Annotated in this window: 15 protein-coding genes; 6 read left to right on the top strand and 9 right to left on the bottom strand. The window is 64.9% G+C overall.

What is annotated here, in order from left to right; genetic code table 11:
• Positions 1–52 precede the first annotated feature (52 nt).
• Complete coding sequence (locus BMW90_RS07975; protein WP_074835978.1) at positions 53–310, top strand: DUF6455 family protein; 258 nt, start codon at positions 53–55, stop codon at positions 308–310.
• Between the two features lie 374 nt (positions 311–684).
• Here BMW90_RS07975 and BMW90_RS07970 read toward each other — a convergent pair whose 3' ends face one another.
• Positions 685–972 (bottom strand): DUF1467 family protein, encoded by a 288-nt coding sequence (locus tag BMW90_RS07970; RefSeq protein ID WP_048533256.1) that lies wholly within the window; start codon positions 970–972, stop codon positions 685–687.
• A gap of 35 nt (positions 973–1,007) precedes the next feature.
• The gene (mce, locus tag BMW90_RS07965) at positions 1,008–1,412 is read right to left on the bottom strand and encodes a methylmalonyl-CoA epimerase (protein WP_074835977.1); all 405 of its coding nucleotides are present in this window, start codon (positions 1,410–1,412) and stop codon (positions 1,008–1,010) included.
• 134 nt (positions 1,413–1,546) lie between these two features.
• Between mce and BMW90_RS07960 the strand changes: the two genes are divergently transcribed.
• Entirely contained in the window at positions 1,547–2,269 is a 723-nt protein-coding gene (locus BMW90_RS07960; RefSeq protein ID WP_074835975.1) for a response regulator, read from the top strand.
• Between the two features lie 32 nt (positions 2,270–2,301).
• Here the strand turns inward: BMW90_RS07960 and BMW90_RS07955 are convergent, their stop codons facing one another.
• Positions 2,302–3,015, bottom strand: coding sequence for a GNAT family N-acetyltransferase (locus BMW90_RS07955; protein WP_074835974.1), 714 nt, complete (start codon positions 3,013–3,015; stop codon positions 2,302–2,304).
• A 130-nt stretch (positions 3,016–3,145) separates the two neighbouring features.
• Between BMW90_RS07955 and BMW90_RS07950 the strand changes: the two genes are divergently transcribed.
• Both BMW90_RS07950 and BMW90_RS07945 read left to right on the top strand, forming a co-directional pair.
• Positions 3,146–3,622, top strand: coding sequence for a hemerythrin domain-containing protein (locus BMW90_RS07950; RefSeq protein WP_074835972.1), 477 nt, complete (start codon positions 3,146–3,148; stop codon positions 3,620–3,622).
• Positions 3,623–3,625: 3 nt separating this feature from the next.
• Positions 3,626–4,063 (top strand): VOC family protein, encoded by a 438-nt coding sequence (locus tag BMW90_RS07945; RefSeq protein WP_074835971.1) that lies wholly within the window; start codon positions 3,626–3,628, stop codon positions 4,061–4,063.
• A 46-nt stretch (positions 4,064–4,109) separates the two neighbouring features.
• Here the strand turns inward: BMW90_RS07945 and aspS are convergent, their stop codons facing one another.
• The 4 genes from aspS to BMW90_RS07925 all read right to left on the bottom strand — a co-directional run bounded on the left by aspS (position 4,110) and on the right by BMW90_RS07925 (position 7,231).
• Entirely contained in the window at positions 4,110–5,885 is a 1,776-nt protein-coding gene (gene aspS, locus BMW90_RS07940; protein ID WP_074835969.1) for an aspartate--tRNA ligase, read from the bottom strand.
• A gap of 228 nt (positions 5,886–6,113) precedes the next feature.
• The gene (locus BMW90_RS07935; RefSeq protein ID WP_048533247.1) at positions 6,114–6,428 is read right to left on the bottom strand and encodes a YciI family protein; all 315 of its coding nucleotides are present in this window, start codon (positions 6,426–6,428) and stop codon (positions 6,114–6,116) included.
• Between the two features lie 12 nt (positions 6,429–6,440).
• Positions 6,441–6,908: an SRPBCC family protein gene (locus BMW90_RS07930; RefSeq protein ID WP_074835968.1), complete on the bottom strand. Its 468-nt coding sequence runs from the start codon at positions 6,906–6,908 to the stop codon at positions 6,441–6,443.
• Positions 6,905–7,231 (bottom strand): ArsR/SmtB family transcription factor, encoded by a 327-nt coding sequence (locus tag BMW90_RS07925; RefSeq protein ID WP_074835966.1) that lies wholly within the window; start codon positions 7,229–7,231, stop codon positions 6,905–6,907. Before BMW90_RS07925 ends, BMW90_RS07930 begins: the two co-directional genes overlap by 4 nt.
• A 206-nt stretch (positions 7,232–7,437) precedes the next feature.
• Here BMW90_RS07925 and carB point away from each other — a divergent pair, with 206 nt between their 5' ends.
• A complete protein-coding gene (gene carB, locus BMW90_RS07920) occupies positions 7,438–10,770 on the top strand; it encodes a carbamoyl-phosphate synthase large subunit (RefSeq protein ID WP_074835964.1) in 3,333 nt (1,110 codons plus the stop codon).
• Positions 10,771–10,815: 45 nt separating this feature from the next.
• Here the strand turns inward: carB and BMW90_RS07915 are convergent, their stop codons facing one another.
• On the bottom strand, positions 10,816–11,559 hold the full coding sequence (locus BMW90_RS07915; RefSeq protein WP_074835963.1) for a MipA/OmpV family protein: 744 nt from the start codon (positions 11,557–11,559) through the stop codon (positions 10,816–10,818).
• Between the two features lie 98 nt (positions 11,560–11,657).
• Complete coding sequence (locus BMW90_RS07910; protein WP_074835961.1) at positions 11,658–12,464, bottom strand: undecaprenyl-diphosphate phosphatase; 807 nt, start codon at positions 12,462–12,464, stop codon at positions 11,658–11,660.
• Between the two features lie 224 nt (positions 12,465–12,688).
• On the opposite strand from BMW90_RS07910, the gene BMW90_RS07905 reads away from it, so the two are divergent.
• Positions 12,689–14,131 carry an NAD(P)-dependent oxidoreductase gene (locus tag BMW90_RS07905; RefSeq protein WP_074835960.1) on the top strand — a complete coding sequence of 481 codons (1,443 nt, stop codon included), beginning with the start codon at positions 12,689–12,691 and terminating at the stop codon, positions 14,129–14,131.
• Positions 14,132–14,158: the final 27 nt, after the last annotated feature.

Below are 14,158 nucleotides of genomic sequence, written 5' to 3'. Positions count from 1 at the left end.
GCGACCCGTCCTGCTAGGCTGGGGCCGTCGTTGCACAGCAAAGGGGAACGCCATGCAGTCACCACAGAAGATCAAGCGCCATGCGATCTTGATGGATCGGATGGCCGAAGCGCGGGGGCTCGATATGGAAGAGCAGGTCTTGCGCGGACGGATCAGCAGCGAAGCGGTGGCCGATGCGGTGCTGAGCTGTACCAATTGCCCCCGGCCGGACGACTGCGCCAGATGGCTCGACCGGCAGGCAGCCCCGGTGGCCGCGAGCCCCGGCTATTGTCGCAACGCCCGGATGTTCGACGATTTGTCAAAGGGTTGACCGGCGCTGTCGGGCCCGGTGCCCGGCGCGACGGCCGAAGGCCTGCGCGGAATCCGCTGACAGGGCACGCTCTACATGCTATGAAGAGAGCCGAGCCATTGAGAAAGCACAGGAATGCTGGCGCCAGACCGGTGGCCAGTCTGGCGACCCGATGTCGGCCGTGATCGCTTGCACGTGGTCGACGGACAGGCTGTGCGCCGCGTGACAGGATCGCGCCGCGCCGCCATAGGGTTGCTCCGGGAGCGCCACACCGTGCGTGCCCCGGGGGCGTGGCGGCCGTTCGAGGGGAACGGGCGCCACTTCCGCTCCTACCCCGGTTTCGCCAATCTGCCGGCTCCTGACGTCTGTGCCGGAACCGGTTGCCTGCCGGCGCCTCAGCCCGCCTCGGAGGGCGTCATCCGCTGATACATCCAGCCGTCGATGTCGCGCACGGTGATCACTTCGAACTGGATGATCACGAAAAGAAGCAGCCAGATCGCCGCCGAGATCGCCGTGGTGAGCTTGGCCTTGCGCGCCAGGTTGTGCACCTGCGGCGCGCCGGCGTGGGTGCCTTCGACCACGTCGCCAAGGTCGCCCTGGGTCTGGATGCGGAAGGGAATCACCACCAGAAAGGTGAGGAACCAGATGACCGCGAAAAGCACGATGGCAGAGGTTATGCCCATGTTCTTGTCCTAGCTACGTTTGCGGCGCGGCGCGCCTAGACCTGTTCCAGCTCGACCAGGCAGCCGTTGAAATCCTTGGGGTGCAGGAACAGCACCGGTTTGCCATGGGCGCCGATCTTGGGCTCGCCCGAGCCCAGCACCCGGGCGCCGGTGGATTTCAGGTGATCGCGGGCGGCCAGAATATCGTCGACCTCGTAACAGACATGGTGGATGCCGCCAGCCGGGTTCTTGTCGAGAAAGCCCTGGATGGGCGAATCCGCGCCCAGCGGATAGAGCAATTCGATCTTGGTGTTGGGCAGCTCGATAAAGATCACCGTGACGCCGTGATCGGGCTCGTCCTGCGGCGCGCCGACTGTGGCGCCAAGGGCGTCGCGATATTGCGCTGCTGCGGCTTCGAGGTCGGGAACGGCAATGGCAACGTGGTTGAGACGTCCGATCATGTGGGGCTCCTGGTGTCCGGTTTCGCCGGCTTTATCGCGCGGCAGGGCAGGCGGCGCAATTGGACAGGAGCGCGCATTAAGCAGTTGGTAACTTAACTTGGCGACAGTGGCAGTGAAAGCGTGGAGGGCTTGCGATGGACGATCTGGAAGACCTTGAACCGACACCGGCACCGGCGCCATCGGCGGATCGGCCGCTGCTCGGGCTGACCATTCTTGTGGTCGAGGACAGCCGATTTGCCTGCGAGGCGATGCGCCTGTTGTGCTTGCGCTCCGGCGCCCGTATTCGCCGCGCCGATTGCCTGCGGTCGGCGCGGCGGCACCTGCGGGTCTATCGGCCATCGGTGGTGGTTGTCGATCTCGGCCTGCCCGACGGTTCGGGCGCCGATCTGATCCGCGAACTGGCTGCGGCCAGCCCGCGCATTCCCGTTATCCTCGGCACCAGCGGCGATGATTTTTCCGAGGAACTGGCGGTCGCCGCCGGCGCCGACGGTTTTCTGCGCAAGCCGATCACCTCTCTGGTCCGGTTCCAGGAGCACATCCTGTCGCTCCTGCCGCCGGAGCGTCAGCCGCTCGGCCCGCGCCCGCTCAACGAGGTCGAGGTGATCCCGGACCGGATCGCCTATCAGGACGACATGGCGCATATCGCCGGAATCCTCTGTGACGCCACCGACGAACGGTCAATTGATTACGTCGGGCAATTCCTCAGTGGCGTGGCGCGGATCGCCCATGACCAGGCGCTGCGCGATGCCGCCGACCGGCTGATCGCGCTGCGCCGAAAAGGCCAGCCCACAGGTTCGCAGGCGGCGCATATCGCCGGGCTGGTGCAGGACCGGCTGACCCAGCGCGCCGCCATGTAGTTTACGCCGGGGAGGCGGCCCGGCGCTCGGATCTAGAGCGTCGGGTCGCTGCCGGTGCGAACCAGCCGGGTGAGATCGCTCAGGCGTTCGATCTGGGTGCCGTCGCGGGCGAAGTTCTTGGGCGAGAGCCAGGCGGCAAAGGCCTCTTGCAGGGCCGGCCATTCCTTGTCGATACAGGCAAACCAGGCTGTATCGCGGTTGCGCCCCTTGACCACCATCGCCTGGCGGAACACGCCCTCGTAGCTGAAGCCGAGCCGCTGTGCCGCCCGCCGCGACGGGCGGTTGAGCGCGTTGCACTTCCATTCATAGCGGCGATAGCCGGCCTCGAAGGCCCATTTCATCATCAGATACATCGCCTCGGTGGCGGCGCGGCTGCCGGCGAGGCTGGGGGCAAAGTGGATATTGCCCACTTCGATCGAGCCGGCCTCGGGCGCGATCCGCAGGAAACTGGCGACGCCGCCGAAGGTGCCGGTTGCCAGATCCTTGACGGCGTAGAACAGGTGATCTGGCCGGGCCACCGTCTCGCGCACCCAGCGGTGAAACTGAGCCGAGGAATGGAACGGGCCATAAGGCATGTAGGCCCAGCGGTCGTCATGGCCTTCGAAGGCGCGAAAGAGCAGCGCGGCGTGTTGCTCGGCCGCCAGCGGTTCAAGCCGCGTGAAACGGCCTTCGAGCGGCGCGCCCTGCGGGAGCGGGGGCGGGGTCCAGTCTGGCACGGCCTCGCCCAGCGGGGGAAAATCGTTCATATCTCAGGCCCTTGCACGGATTTCGGCAAGGATAGGCACTGGGTCGGAAAAGGGAAGCCGGAAGATGGCGCCGCGGGGAACCCCGGGCGCCCCTGTTGCGTTGGACCAGCGACCAGACGGGAGAGCCAGCATGAGCGACATCTATTCCAGCCTCAAATCCGATCATGACCGCCACCGCAGCCTGCTCGACACGATCGAGAACACCGAAGGCGCGTCGGAGGCGCGCAAGTCGGCCTGGCAGGAATTTTATCGCGACGTCAAGGCGCATGGCGCCGCCGAAGAGGAGACCTTCTACTCCAAGCTGATCGCCAAGACCTGGGGCCAGGACAGCGCCCGCCATTCGGTGCACGAACACCAGCAGATCGACGACCTGCTCGAAGAGCTGCGCGAGATGGACATGAGCCAGGGGGCCTGGTTGCAGAAGTTCAAGACGCTGCGCCACGACTACGAACACCACATCGACGAAGAGGAAGACGAGGTCTTTTCCCGCGCCAGAGAGGTGATCCCCGAAGAAGAGATCGAGGGCTATGGCAAACGGTTCCGCGACCGCAAGGCGCAGGAGCTGGAGATCATTGGCAAGAAACGCGAAGATTCGCTCGAGGATTGAGCCATGTCCGACAAGCCGCGCCTCGTGGGGGTCAATCACATCGTTCTGGAAGTGGGCGATATCGAACATGCCATGGCCTTCTGGCACAACATCTTCGAATTTGACGTGCGCGGGGCGGGCGACGGTTTTGTCTTTCTCGACCTCGGCGATCAGTTCATCGGATTGGTCGAGGGCAAGAGCCAGCCCGCCGACGCCCACCGCCATTTCGGCCTTGTCGTCGATGACCGCAGCCGGGTGATGGCGCTGGCCGCCAAGGCCGGCGCGCAGATCATGGACAGCGATTTCATGGATTTCCGCGACCCATGGGGCAACCGTATCCAGGTGGTCGAATACCGCGATTTGCAGTTCTCGAAGACCCCAGAGGTGCTGCGCGGCATGGGCCTCGATCTGGACAAGACCGAGGCGGCGCAAGAGGAATTGCGCAAGAAGGGAATTGGCTGACGGCGGGGCCGGGCCAAAGCCCGGCGCCCCCTCTCGAACCCTGTGCTCAGTCCTGCGGAATGACCCGGAGGCCCAGCTCCATCAGCTGATCCGACATCGGCTCTGACGGCGCCTGCATCATCAGGTCTTCGGCGCGCTGGTTCATCGGGAACATGATGACCTCGCGGATGTTTTCCTGCTCGGCCAGCAGCATGACGATACGGTCGATGCCGGCGGCACAGCCGCCGTGCGGCGGCGCGCCGTATTGAAAGGCGTTGACCAGCCCGCCAAAGCGTTTCTTGACCTCGTCGGCACCATAGCCGGCGATCTCGAAGGCCTTGAACATGATCTCGGGCTTGTGGTTCCGGATCGCGCCCGACACCAGCTCATAGCCGTTGCAGGCCAGGTCGTATTGATAGCCCTTGACCTCGAGCGGATCGCCCTCGAGCGCCGCCATCCCGCCTTGCGGCATGGAAAACGGGTTGTGCTCGAAGTCGATCTTGCCGGTTTCCTCGTCGCGTTCGTAGATCGGGAAGTCGACGATCCACGCAAAGGCGAAGCGGTCCTTGTCGGTCAGGCCCAGCTCGTCGCCGATGACGGTGCGGGCACGGCCGGCAACCGCCTCGAAGGCCTTGGGCTTGCCACCTAGGAAGAAGGCGGCATCGCCGACCTCAAGCCCCAGTTGCTGGCGGATCGCCTCGGTGCGCTCGGGCCCGATGTTCTTGGCCAGCGGGCCGGCGGCTTCCATGCCCTCGCCCTGATCGCGCCAGAAGATATAGCCCATGCCGGGCAGGCCCTGTTCCTGGGCGAACTTGTTCATCCGATCGCAGAACTTGCGCGAGCCGCCCCCCGGCGCGGGGATGGCGCGGATCTCGGTGCCGTCCTGCTCCAGCAGCTTGGCAAAGATGGCAAAGCCCGAGCCTTTGAAATGCTCGGAAACCACCTGCATCTTGATCGGGTTGCGCAGGTCGGGCTTGTCGGTGCCATACCACAGCGCCGCGTCCTTGTAAGAGATCTGCGGCCAGTCCTGGTCGACCTTGCGGCCGCCGCCGAAGTCTTCGAAAATGCCTGTCAGCACCGGCTGGATGGTGTCAAAGACGTCCTGCTGCTCGACAAAGCTCATCTCCATGTCGAGCTGATAGAAATCGGTGGGCGAGCGGTCGGCGCGCGGGTCTTCGTCGCGGAAACAGGGTGCGATCTGGAAATACTTGTCGAAGCCCGACACCATGATCAGCTGTTTGAACTGCTGCGGCGCCTGCGGCAGCGCATAGAACTTGCCGGGATGCAGACGCGACGGCACCAGGAAATCGCGCGCGCCCTCGGGCGAGGAGGCGGTGATGATCGGGGTTTGGTATTCGCGGAAATCGGCGTCCCACATGCGGCGGCGCATGGCGGCCACCACGTCGGACCGCAGCTTCATGTTGCGCTGCATGACCTCGCGGCGCAGGTCGAGATAGCGATACCGCAGCCGGGTTTCCTCGGGGTATTCCTGATCGCCGAAAACGATCAGCGGCAGCTCGTCGGCGGCGCCCAGCACCTCCATGTCGCGGATATAGACCTCGATCTCGCCGGTGGGCAGCTTGGGGTTCACCAGGCTCTCGTCGCGGGCCTTCACCGTGCCGTCGATGCGGATGCACCATTCCGAGCGCAGTTTCTCGACCTCGGCGAAGACCGGGCTGTCGCTGTCGCAGAGCACCTGGGTGATGCCAAAGGTATCGCGCAGGTCGATGAAGAGCACCCCGCCATGATCGCGCACGCGATGGACCCAGCCCGACAGGCGGACGGTCTCGCCGACGTTGGATTTGTTCAGTTCGGCGCAGGTATGGCTGCGGTAGGGGTGCATCTGGCGGCTCCGGGGGTCATTCGAGGTTCGGGCCGATACACCTTGCCTGTGGCTGAAAGTCAAGCCGCGAGGCCGTGGGGTAGGGGGGAAGGTGCGCTTCGCGCGGGCGGTGTCGGGTTTTCGCTGCTCCGTGGCGGGGCCGGTGGGTCTTCACCCCGACGCGCGCGGAGTGCCAACAAGGCGCGGGGGCCGGGGCGACAGATGCGGCCGCCCCGGCCAAGGTCGTTTTCACATGTCGATCAACGGGGCGATCTCGATGGTGCCGCTGCCGCCTTCGAGGATCGGGCAGCCCTTGCCCATCTCGGCCGCCGCTTCGACGCTCTCGGCCTCGACGATGGTGTAGCCGGACAGCGGATTGGCGCCGCCGCCGTCGCTCAGCCCGTCGGCTGTCAGGGTCGAGGACATGCCCACCGGGTTGCCGCCATCGACCAGCTTGTCGCCCATGGATTCCATCCAGGCGCCCCAGGCCGCCATGACCCTTTTGCCTTCTTCTTCCGTCTCCGGCATTCCGCCGCCGTGATAGGCAAAGATGTATTTCGGCATAATGACCTCCTTTTACTGGTCGGGTTGAATTCCGTCGGGAAACTGCCGCGCGAGCCGGGCCAGCACTGCCGTCCAGCCGCCTTCGTGCGACGTGGCGGTCTCGCTGTCGGGCAGGCCGCTGTGGTGCAGGGTGAACAGCGTGACATCGCCGGCCGGGGCGAGGGTGAAGGTGACATGGCTTTCGTGGCCACGGGTTCCTTCGGCATCCTGCCAGGCCCATGTAAAGGCCACGTGACGCGGCGGCGCGACCTCGGTCACCATGCCGCTGACGTCAAAGCGATTGCCCTCGGCGCTGCGCATATGGGCGTGCCAGGGGCCGGTCCGGGTAAAGTCGAGGCTGTGGCTTTCCATCGTCCAGCCATCGTGACCGAACCAGAGCACCATGTTCTCTGGCCGGGTGACCACATCCCACACCCGGTCCTGCGGGGCGTTGAACCGGCGCTCCAGCGTCAGGTCCGTTCTTTCTGCGACATCCGTCATTTCCTGTCGGTCTCCTTGTTGAGCACATGTTCCAGCCGGTCGAGGCTGGCCTGCCAGAAACGCCGGGCCTCGTCGGCCCAGTTGGCCACGGCCAGGAGCCCCTCGGGCCGTATCGAATAGAGCCGCTGCTGCGCCTGCGCGCGGCGATTGACCAGCCCGGCCTCGCGCAGCACGCCCAGGTGCTGCGACACCGCCGGCGCCGAAATGCCAAAGCCCTCGCCCAGCCGCCCCGCCGGCAGCTCGCCCTCGGCCAGCAGCCGCTCGACCATGGCAAAGCGGACCGGATCGGAAAGGGCGGAAAAGGTCTGCGGCAGGGCGGCCATAATTATCCTGTGTCGGTTCCGTGAGTCGTTGCAAAGGATTATTAGGCGGCCCCTTATTTAAGTAAAGGCTAAAATAAGGGGCCGATCGGGGCGATTTCCCGGCAGATCGACCGGCATTCGGCCTTGAACCCGGCACTCGCATGTCTATAACCCACGACAATTTGCGCCTTGCGCCCATTCCCCCGCGCTGAACCCCGAGGACCGATATGCCCAAAAGAACCGATATCCAGTCGATCATGATCATTGGCGCGGGGCCGATTGTCATCGGACAGGCCTGCGAGTTCGATTATTCCGGCGCCCAGGCCTGCAAGGCCCTGCGCGAAGAGGGCTACCGGGTGATCCTGGTGAACTCCAACCCGGCGACGATCATGACCGATCCGGGCCTGGCCGACGCCACCTATATCGAGCCGATCACCCCCGAGGTCGTGGCGAAGATCATCGAGAAGGAGCGCCCCGACGCGCTCTTGCCCACCATGGGCGGGCAGACCGGTCTCAACACCTCGCTGGCGCTGGAAGAGATGGGCGTGCTCGAGAAATTCGGCGTCGAGATGATCGGGGCCAAGCGCGACGCCATCGAAATGGCCGAAGACCGCAAGCTGTTCCGCGAGGCAATGGACCGGATCGGGCTGGAGAATCCCAAGGCGACGATCATCACGGCGCCCAAGCGTGCCAACGGGTCCGCCGACCTCGACGCCGGCGTGCAGATGGCGCTGGACGAGCTGGAGGAGATCGGCCTGCCGGCGATCATCCGCCCTGCCTTTACGCTCGGTGGGACGGGCGGCGGCGTGGCCTATAACCGCGAGGATTACATCCACTATTGCCGTACCGGCATGGATGCCTCGCCGGTCAACCAGATCCTGGTGGATGAGTCGCTCTTGGGCTGGAAGGAATTCGAGATGGAGGTCGTCCGCGACAAGGCGGACAATGCGATCATCGTCTGCGCCATCGAGAACGTTGATCCGATGGGCGTGCATACCGGCGATTCGATCACCGTCGCCCCGGCGCTGACCTTGACCGACAAGGAATACCAGATCATGCGCAACGGCTCGATCGCCGTGCTGCGCGAAATCGGGGTCGAGACCGGCGGATCGAACGTGCAATGGGCGGTGAACCCCGAAGACGGCCGCATGGTGGTGATCGAGATGAACCCCCGCGTCAGTCGGTCTTCCGCGCTGGCCTCCAAGGCCACCGGCTTTCCGATCGCTAAGATCGCGGCGAAGCTGGCAGTGGGCTATACGCTCGATGAATTGGACAACGACATCACCAAGGTCACGCCCGCCAGCTTCGAGCCGACCATCGACTATGTGGTCACCAAGATCCCGAAGTTCGCCTTCGAGAAATTCCCCGGCTCCGAGCCCTATCTCACCACCGCGATGAAATCGGTGGGCGAGGCGATGGCCATCGGCCGCACCATCCACGAGTCGCTGCAAAAGGCGCTGGCCTCGATGGAATCGGGCCTCACCGGTTTCGACGAGGTCAAGATCGAGGGCGCGCCGGAGAAGAGCGCCGTGATCAAGGCGATCAGCCAGCAGACCCCGGATCGGATGCGCACCATCGCCCAGGCGATGCGCCACGGGCTGTCGGACGAGGAAATCCACGCCACCACGATGTTCGACCCCTGGTTCCTGGCCCGCATCCGCGAGATCGTCGAGGCCGAGGAGCAGGTGAAGGCCGAGGGGCTGCCGGGCGACGAGGCTGGGCTGCGCCATCTCAAGATGATGGGCTTCACCGATGCGCGGCTGGCGAAACTCACCGGCTTTTCCGAGAAGGACGTGCGCAACCGGCGGATCGCCAAGAACGTTGTCGCCGCCTTCAAGCGGATCGACACCTGCGCCGCCGAGTTCGAGGCGCAAACGCCTTACATGTATTCCACCTACGAGGCCCCGATGATGGGCGAAGTGGAATGCGAGGCGCGTCCCTCGGACAAGAAGAAGGTCGTCATCCTCGGCGGCGGTCCCAACCGGATCGGGCAGGGGATCGAGTTCGACTATTGCTGCTGTCACGCCTGTTTCGCGCTGACCGACGCGGGCTACGAGACCATCATGGTCAACTGCAACCCCGAGACCGTCTCGACGGACTATGACACTTCGGACCGGCTCTATTTCGAGCCGCTGACCTTTGAACACGTGATGGAGATCCTGCGCGTCGAGCAGGAGCGTGGCACGCTGCACGGCGTCATCGTCCAGTTCGGCGGCCAGACCCCGCTGAAACTGGCCAATGCGCTGGAATCCGAGGGTATTCCGATCCTTGGCACCACGCCCGACGCCATCGACCTGGCCGAAGACCGGGAGCGGTTCCAGGCGCTGGTCAATGAGCTGGGGCTGAAGCAGCCGAAAAACGGTATTGCCTCGACTGACGCTCAGGCCATGGCGATTGCCGAGGACATCGGCTTCCCGTTGGTGATCCGCCCCTCCTACGTGCTGGGCGGCCGCGCGATGGAGATCGTCCGCGACATGGGCCACCTCGAACGCTACATTAACGAGGCGGTCGTGGTGTCCGGCGACAGCCCGGTGCTGCTGGATTCGTATCTGTCGGGCGCGGTGGAGCTGGACGTCGACGCGCTCTGCGATGGCGCGCAGGTCCATGTGGCGGGCATCATGCAGCACATCGAAGAGGCCGGCGTGCACTCGGGCGACAGTGCCTGTTCGCTGCCGCCCTATTCGCTGGGCAAGGACGTGCTGGACGAGATCAAGGCGCAGACCGAGGCACTGGCCAAAGCGTTGAACGTGGTCGGGTTGATGAACATCCAGTTCGCGGTCAAGGGGGATGATATCTACCTGATCGAGGTCAACCCGCGTGCCTCGCGCACCGTGCCCTTCGTCGCCAAGGCCACCGACAGCGCGATTGCCTCCATCGCCGCGCGGGTGATGGCGGGCGAGAAATTGTCGGCCTTCCCGATGCGCCCGGCCTATCCCGAGAACGCCGATTACGACACCGTGCTGCCGCTGGCCGATCCGATGACCCTGGCCGACCCGAATATGCCCTGGTTCTCGGTCAAGGAAGCGGTGCTGCCCTTTGCCCGTTTCCCCGGTGTCGACACGATTCTCGGGCCGGAAATGCGCTCGACCGGCGAAGTCATGGGCTGGGATCGCAGCTTTGCCCGCGCCTTTCTCAAGGCGCAGATGGGTGCCGGCATGGTTCTGCCCGAGGGCGGCAAGGTCTTCTTCTCGATCAAGGACGCTGACAAGACGCCGGCGCTGGTGGATGCCGCGCAGATCCTCGACGGGCTGGGCTTTTCCATCGTGGCCACCGCGGGCACGGCGAAATTCCTGGCCGAGCAGGGGATCAAGGCGGAGCTGGTCAAGAAGGTCTATGAGGGCCGGCCGAACGTCGTCGACATGTTGAAGAACGGCGAGATTTCCCTGGTGATGAACACCACGGAAGGCGCGGCGGCGGTGGAGGATTCCCGCGAAATCCGCTCGGTGGCGCTTTATGACAAGATCCCCTATTTCACCACCGCCGCCGCGGCCCATGCTGCCGCCCGTGCGATGCAGGCCCGGTCGGAAGGCGAATTGGTGGTGAAGGCGTTGCAGGGGTAATACGGGCCGCCCCGCCGTGCGCGGGGCGAGCCGTGCCGGCCTGGGTCAGAACCGCCAGTCGAACTGGCGGATCAGGGTCACGCTGGCCTTGTACTGGTCTTCGGATTCGGTGACCGGGCTGTCCTGGAAATCGTTCATCAGCCGGTCATAGCCCAGCGTGCCCTCGATCGACCAGATATCGGTCAGCTCGCGGCGCGCGCTGATTTCGGCACCGACGGATTTCAGCCCGCCCTCGGCGGAATAGGTGGCGAGGTTGGGGGCGGAATTGGGCACCGAGAAATAGGTGTCGGCATATTCCTCATTGGCAAAGCTCATCCGCGGGCCGACGCGGATCGTGGTGCGGGCATCGGGGCGCAGGATGGCGTCGGCGGCCAGATCGGCGACAACGCCCTCATGGCCGTTGAACCCCTTGCGCACCGCCGCCGAAACCTCGGCGTTGTCCCAGCTGTATTTCGCCTTCAGGCCAACTTCCAGCGTCCAGTCGACATCATCCATGCCCCGGAACCTGGCATAGTCCGAAGCCTCGCGTTCGCCGATGTAGCCGAAGGACGGCGCGATGGTGAAGCCGGTGGTGTCGCCACCACCCAGGGACAGCGACCCGAGGCTCAGCGAATGCAGGCTGCCCTGAAAGGCGGGGCGAGAGCTGTATTCCTCGGAGCCTTCGTATTCCGGCGCATAGGCCAGGCCGCCGCCGAGTTCAAAGGCGATCTGGTTGCTCTGGGCCAGGGCGGCGGCAGGCAGGACAACAACGGCAAGCGCGGCAAGGCACGGGGTGGAACGGCGGGGCATAAAGACCTCCTATGCAGACATTTCATGGCCCGTGAGTCCGGGCCTGACCAAGCAGTGTAGAGTGGCGGCGGCCGAGGGCCAGCCCGGCCACGCCGGTTTCAGGCGGAATAACCCCACCACAGCAGGAATACGCCGAGGATGACCCGGTAGATCACATAAGGCGTGAAGCTGACCGAGCGCAGCAGTCGCATCATCAGCGCCAGCGCGAGCAGTGCCGCGGCAAAGGCAAAAATCGCGCCGATGCCGGCCAGCCGCAGCATTTCCCAATCTGCCTCGCCCACCACTTCGGCGCCAAGCAGCGCGCCCGAGGCGAGGATCGTCGGGATCGACATCAGCATCGACAGCCGCGCCGCATCGGGCCGCGCATAGCCCAGCGCGCGCGCGCCGGTGATCACGATGCCCGAGCGCGAGGTGCCGGGGATCAGCGCCACCGCCTGCCAGAACCCGAGAACCCAGGCGTGACGGGTGGACCAGTCGCCCGCCCCGAGGTCCGAGGTGCCTTTCTGGTCGGCCCACCAGAGCACCAGGCCGAAGATCAGCATCGTCCAGCCGATCACCGTGACGCTGCGCATCGCGTCGTCGAGGCCGGTGAGCTTGAGCAGAAGGCCGATCAGGATCACCGGCACCGTGGCCACCAGCAGCAAAAAGGCCAGCCGTGCGCCCGGCGTGTCGGTCTTGCCGCGGGCCAGCCGGGGCAGGCCGGCCAGAGCACACCGCACGTCGGACCAGAAATACAGGATCACCGCGCCAAGTGTGCCGACATGGACGGCGACGTCGATCGCCTGCCCCTGGTCGGCCATGCCGGTGAGATTCGGCAAGAGGATCAGGTGGCCAGAGCTGGAGACAGGCAGGAATTCCGTGATACCCTGGATCACGGCCACAAGCAGAAGGTGAAATAGCGACATCCGGCACGGCCCTCTGGAAAATATGCCGTCTCTATAAACCCATAGGAAAACATAGGGAAACCGGAATATAGGTCCGATGCGGACCTGAAATTTCTGCTATGCGGCGAATTATCCTGCCGCAAAGCTCGATTTACTGGATAATAGGTCAGCACTTCTGACTTTTCATGGGCGAAGCCCTGTTGTAAAAGCACGCCAACAGCCAAACAACCCGGAGCTCCAGCGATATGGCCAAGCAGCCCATGTTGAAATTCGTGCAGATCGAGCGCGATATGCCGGTCAAACGCGATGCGAATGTGCGCAACAGCGATTTCGACGAGATCTATGCCGAGTTCGCCCGTGCCAAGGCCGAAGAGCAGTCCAGCCGGTGCAGCCAATGCGGCGTGCCCTACTGCCAGAGCCATTGCCCGCTGCACAACAACATCCCCGACTGGCTTCATCTGACCGCCACCGGCCGTCTGCAAGAGGCCTATGAGGTCAGCCAGGCCACCAATACCTTCCCCGAGATCTGCGGCCGCATCTGCCCGCAGGACCGGCTCTGCGAAGGCAACTGCGTGATCGAGCAGTCGGGTCACGGCACCGTGACCATCGGTTCGGTCGAGAAATACATCACCGACACCGCCTGGGAAAACGGCTGGGTGCTGCCCGCCAATCCTGCGCAGGAACGCGCGGAAAGCGTCGGCATCATCGGCGCCGGCCCCGGTGGCCTCGCGGCCGCCGACATGCTGCGCCGCGCCGGGGTGCAGGTGACCGTCTATGACCGCTACGACCGCGCCGGCGGGCTGCTGACCTACGGCATTCCCGGCTTCAAGCTGGAAAAGGACGTGGTCGAGCGCCGCAACAAGCAGCTCGAAGCCGGCGGCGTGACCTTCAAGCTGAATTGCAACGTCGGCGAGGACATCACCTTCGAAGAGATCCGCGCCGACCATGACGCGGTGATCATCGCCACCGGCGTCTACAAGTCGCGCGATCTGAAAGGCCCCGGCAGCGGCGCCAACGGGATCGTCAAGGCGATCGATTATCTCACCGCCTCGAACCGCGCGGCCAATTTCGGCGACAGCGTGCCCGAGTTCGAAAGCGGCGAGCTCAATGCCAAAGGCAAGAAGGTTGTCGTGATCGGCGGCGGCGACACTGCGATGGACTGTGTCCGGACCGCCGTGCGTCAGGGCGCCGAGAGCGTGAAGTGCCTGTATCGTCGCGACCGCACCAACATGCCCGGCTCGCAGCGCGAGGTGGCAAATGCCGAGGAAGAGGGCGTGCAGTTCGAATGGCTGACCGCGCCGCAGGGCTTTGCCGGCGATGACGTGACCGGTGTGATGGTGCAGCGCATGCGCCTGGGCCACCCCGACGCCACCGGCCGCCAGGCGCCCGAGGTGATCGAGGGATCCGATTATGTCGAGGACGCCGATCTGGTGATCAAGGCGCTGGGCTTCGAGCCCGAGGACCTGCCCACACTCTGGGGCGCGCCCGAGCTGTCGGTCACCCGCTGGGGCACCGTCAAGGCCGAGTTCGAGACCGGGGCCACCGATCTCGAGGGCGTCTATGCCGTTGGCGACATCGTGCGCGGCGCCTCGCTGGTGGTCTGGGCGATCCGTGACGGGCGCGATTGTGCCACGGCGATCCTCAAGCGGTTCGACGCCAAGCAGACGTCGGCCATCGCCGCCGAGTAATTTTCGCGGCCCCCGCCCGGCGCGGGG

Origin of the sequence: Marinovum algicola (assembly GCF_900109145.1) — a bacterium.
In the GTDB taxonomy this organism is placed as follows: Bacteria; Pseudomonadota; Alphaproteobacteria; order Rhodobacterales; family Rhodobacteraceae; genus Marinovum; species Marinovum algicola.
The sequence above is the reverse complement of the archived record's forward strand: the minus strand, read 5'-3'. Positions and strand labels throughout refer to the sequence as shown.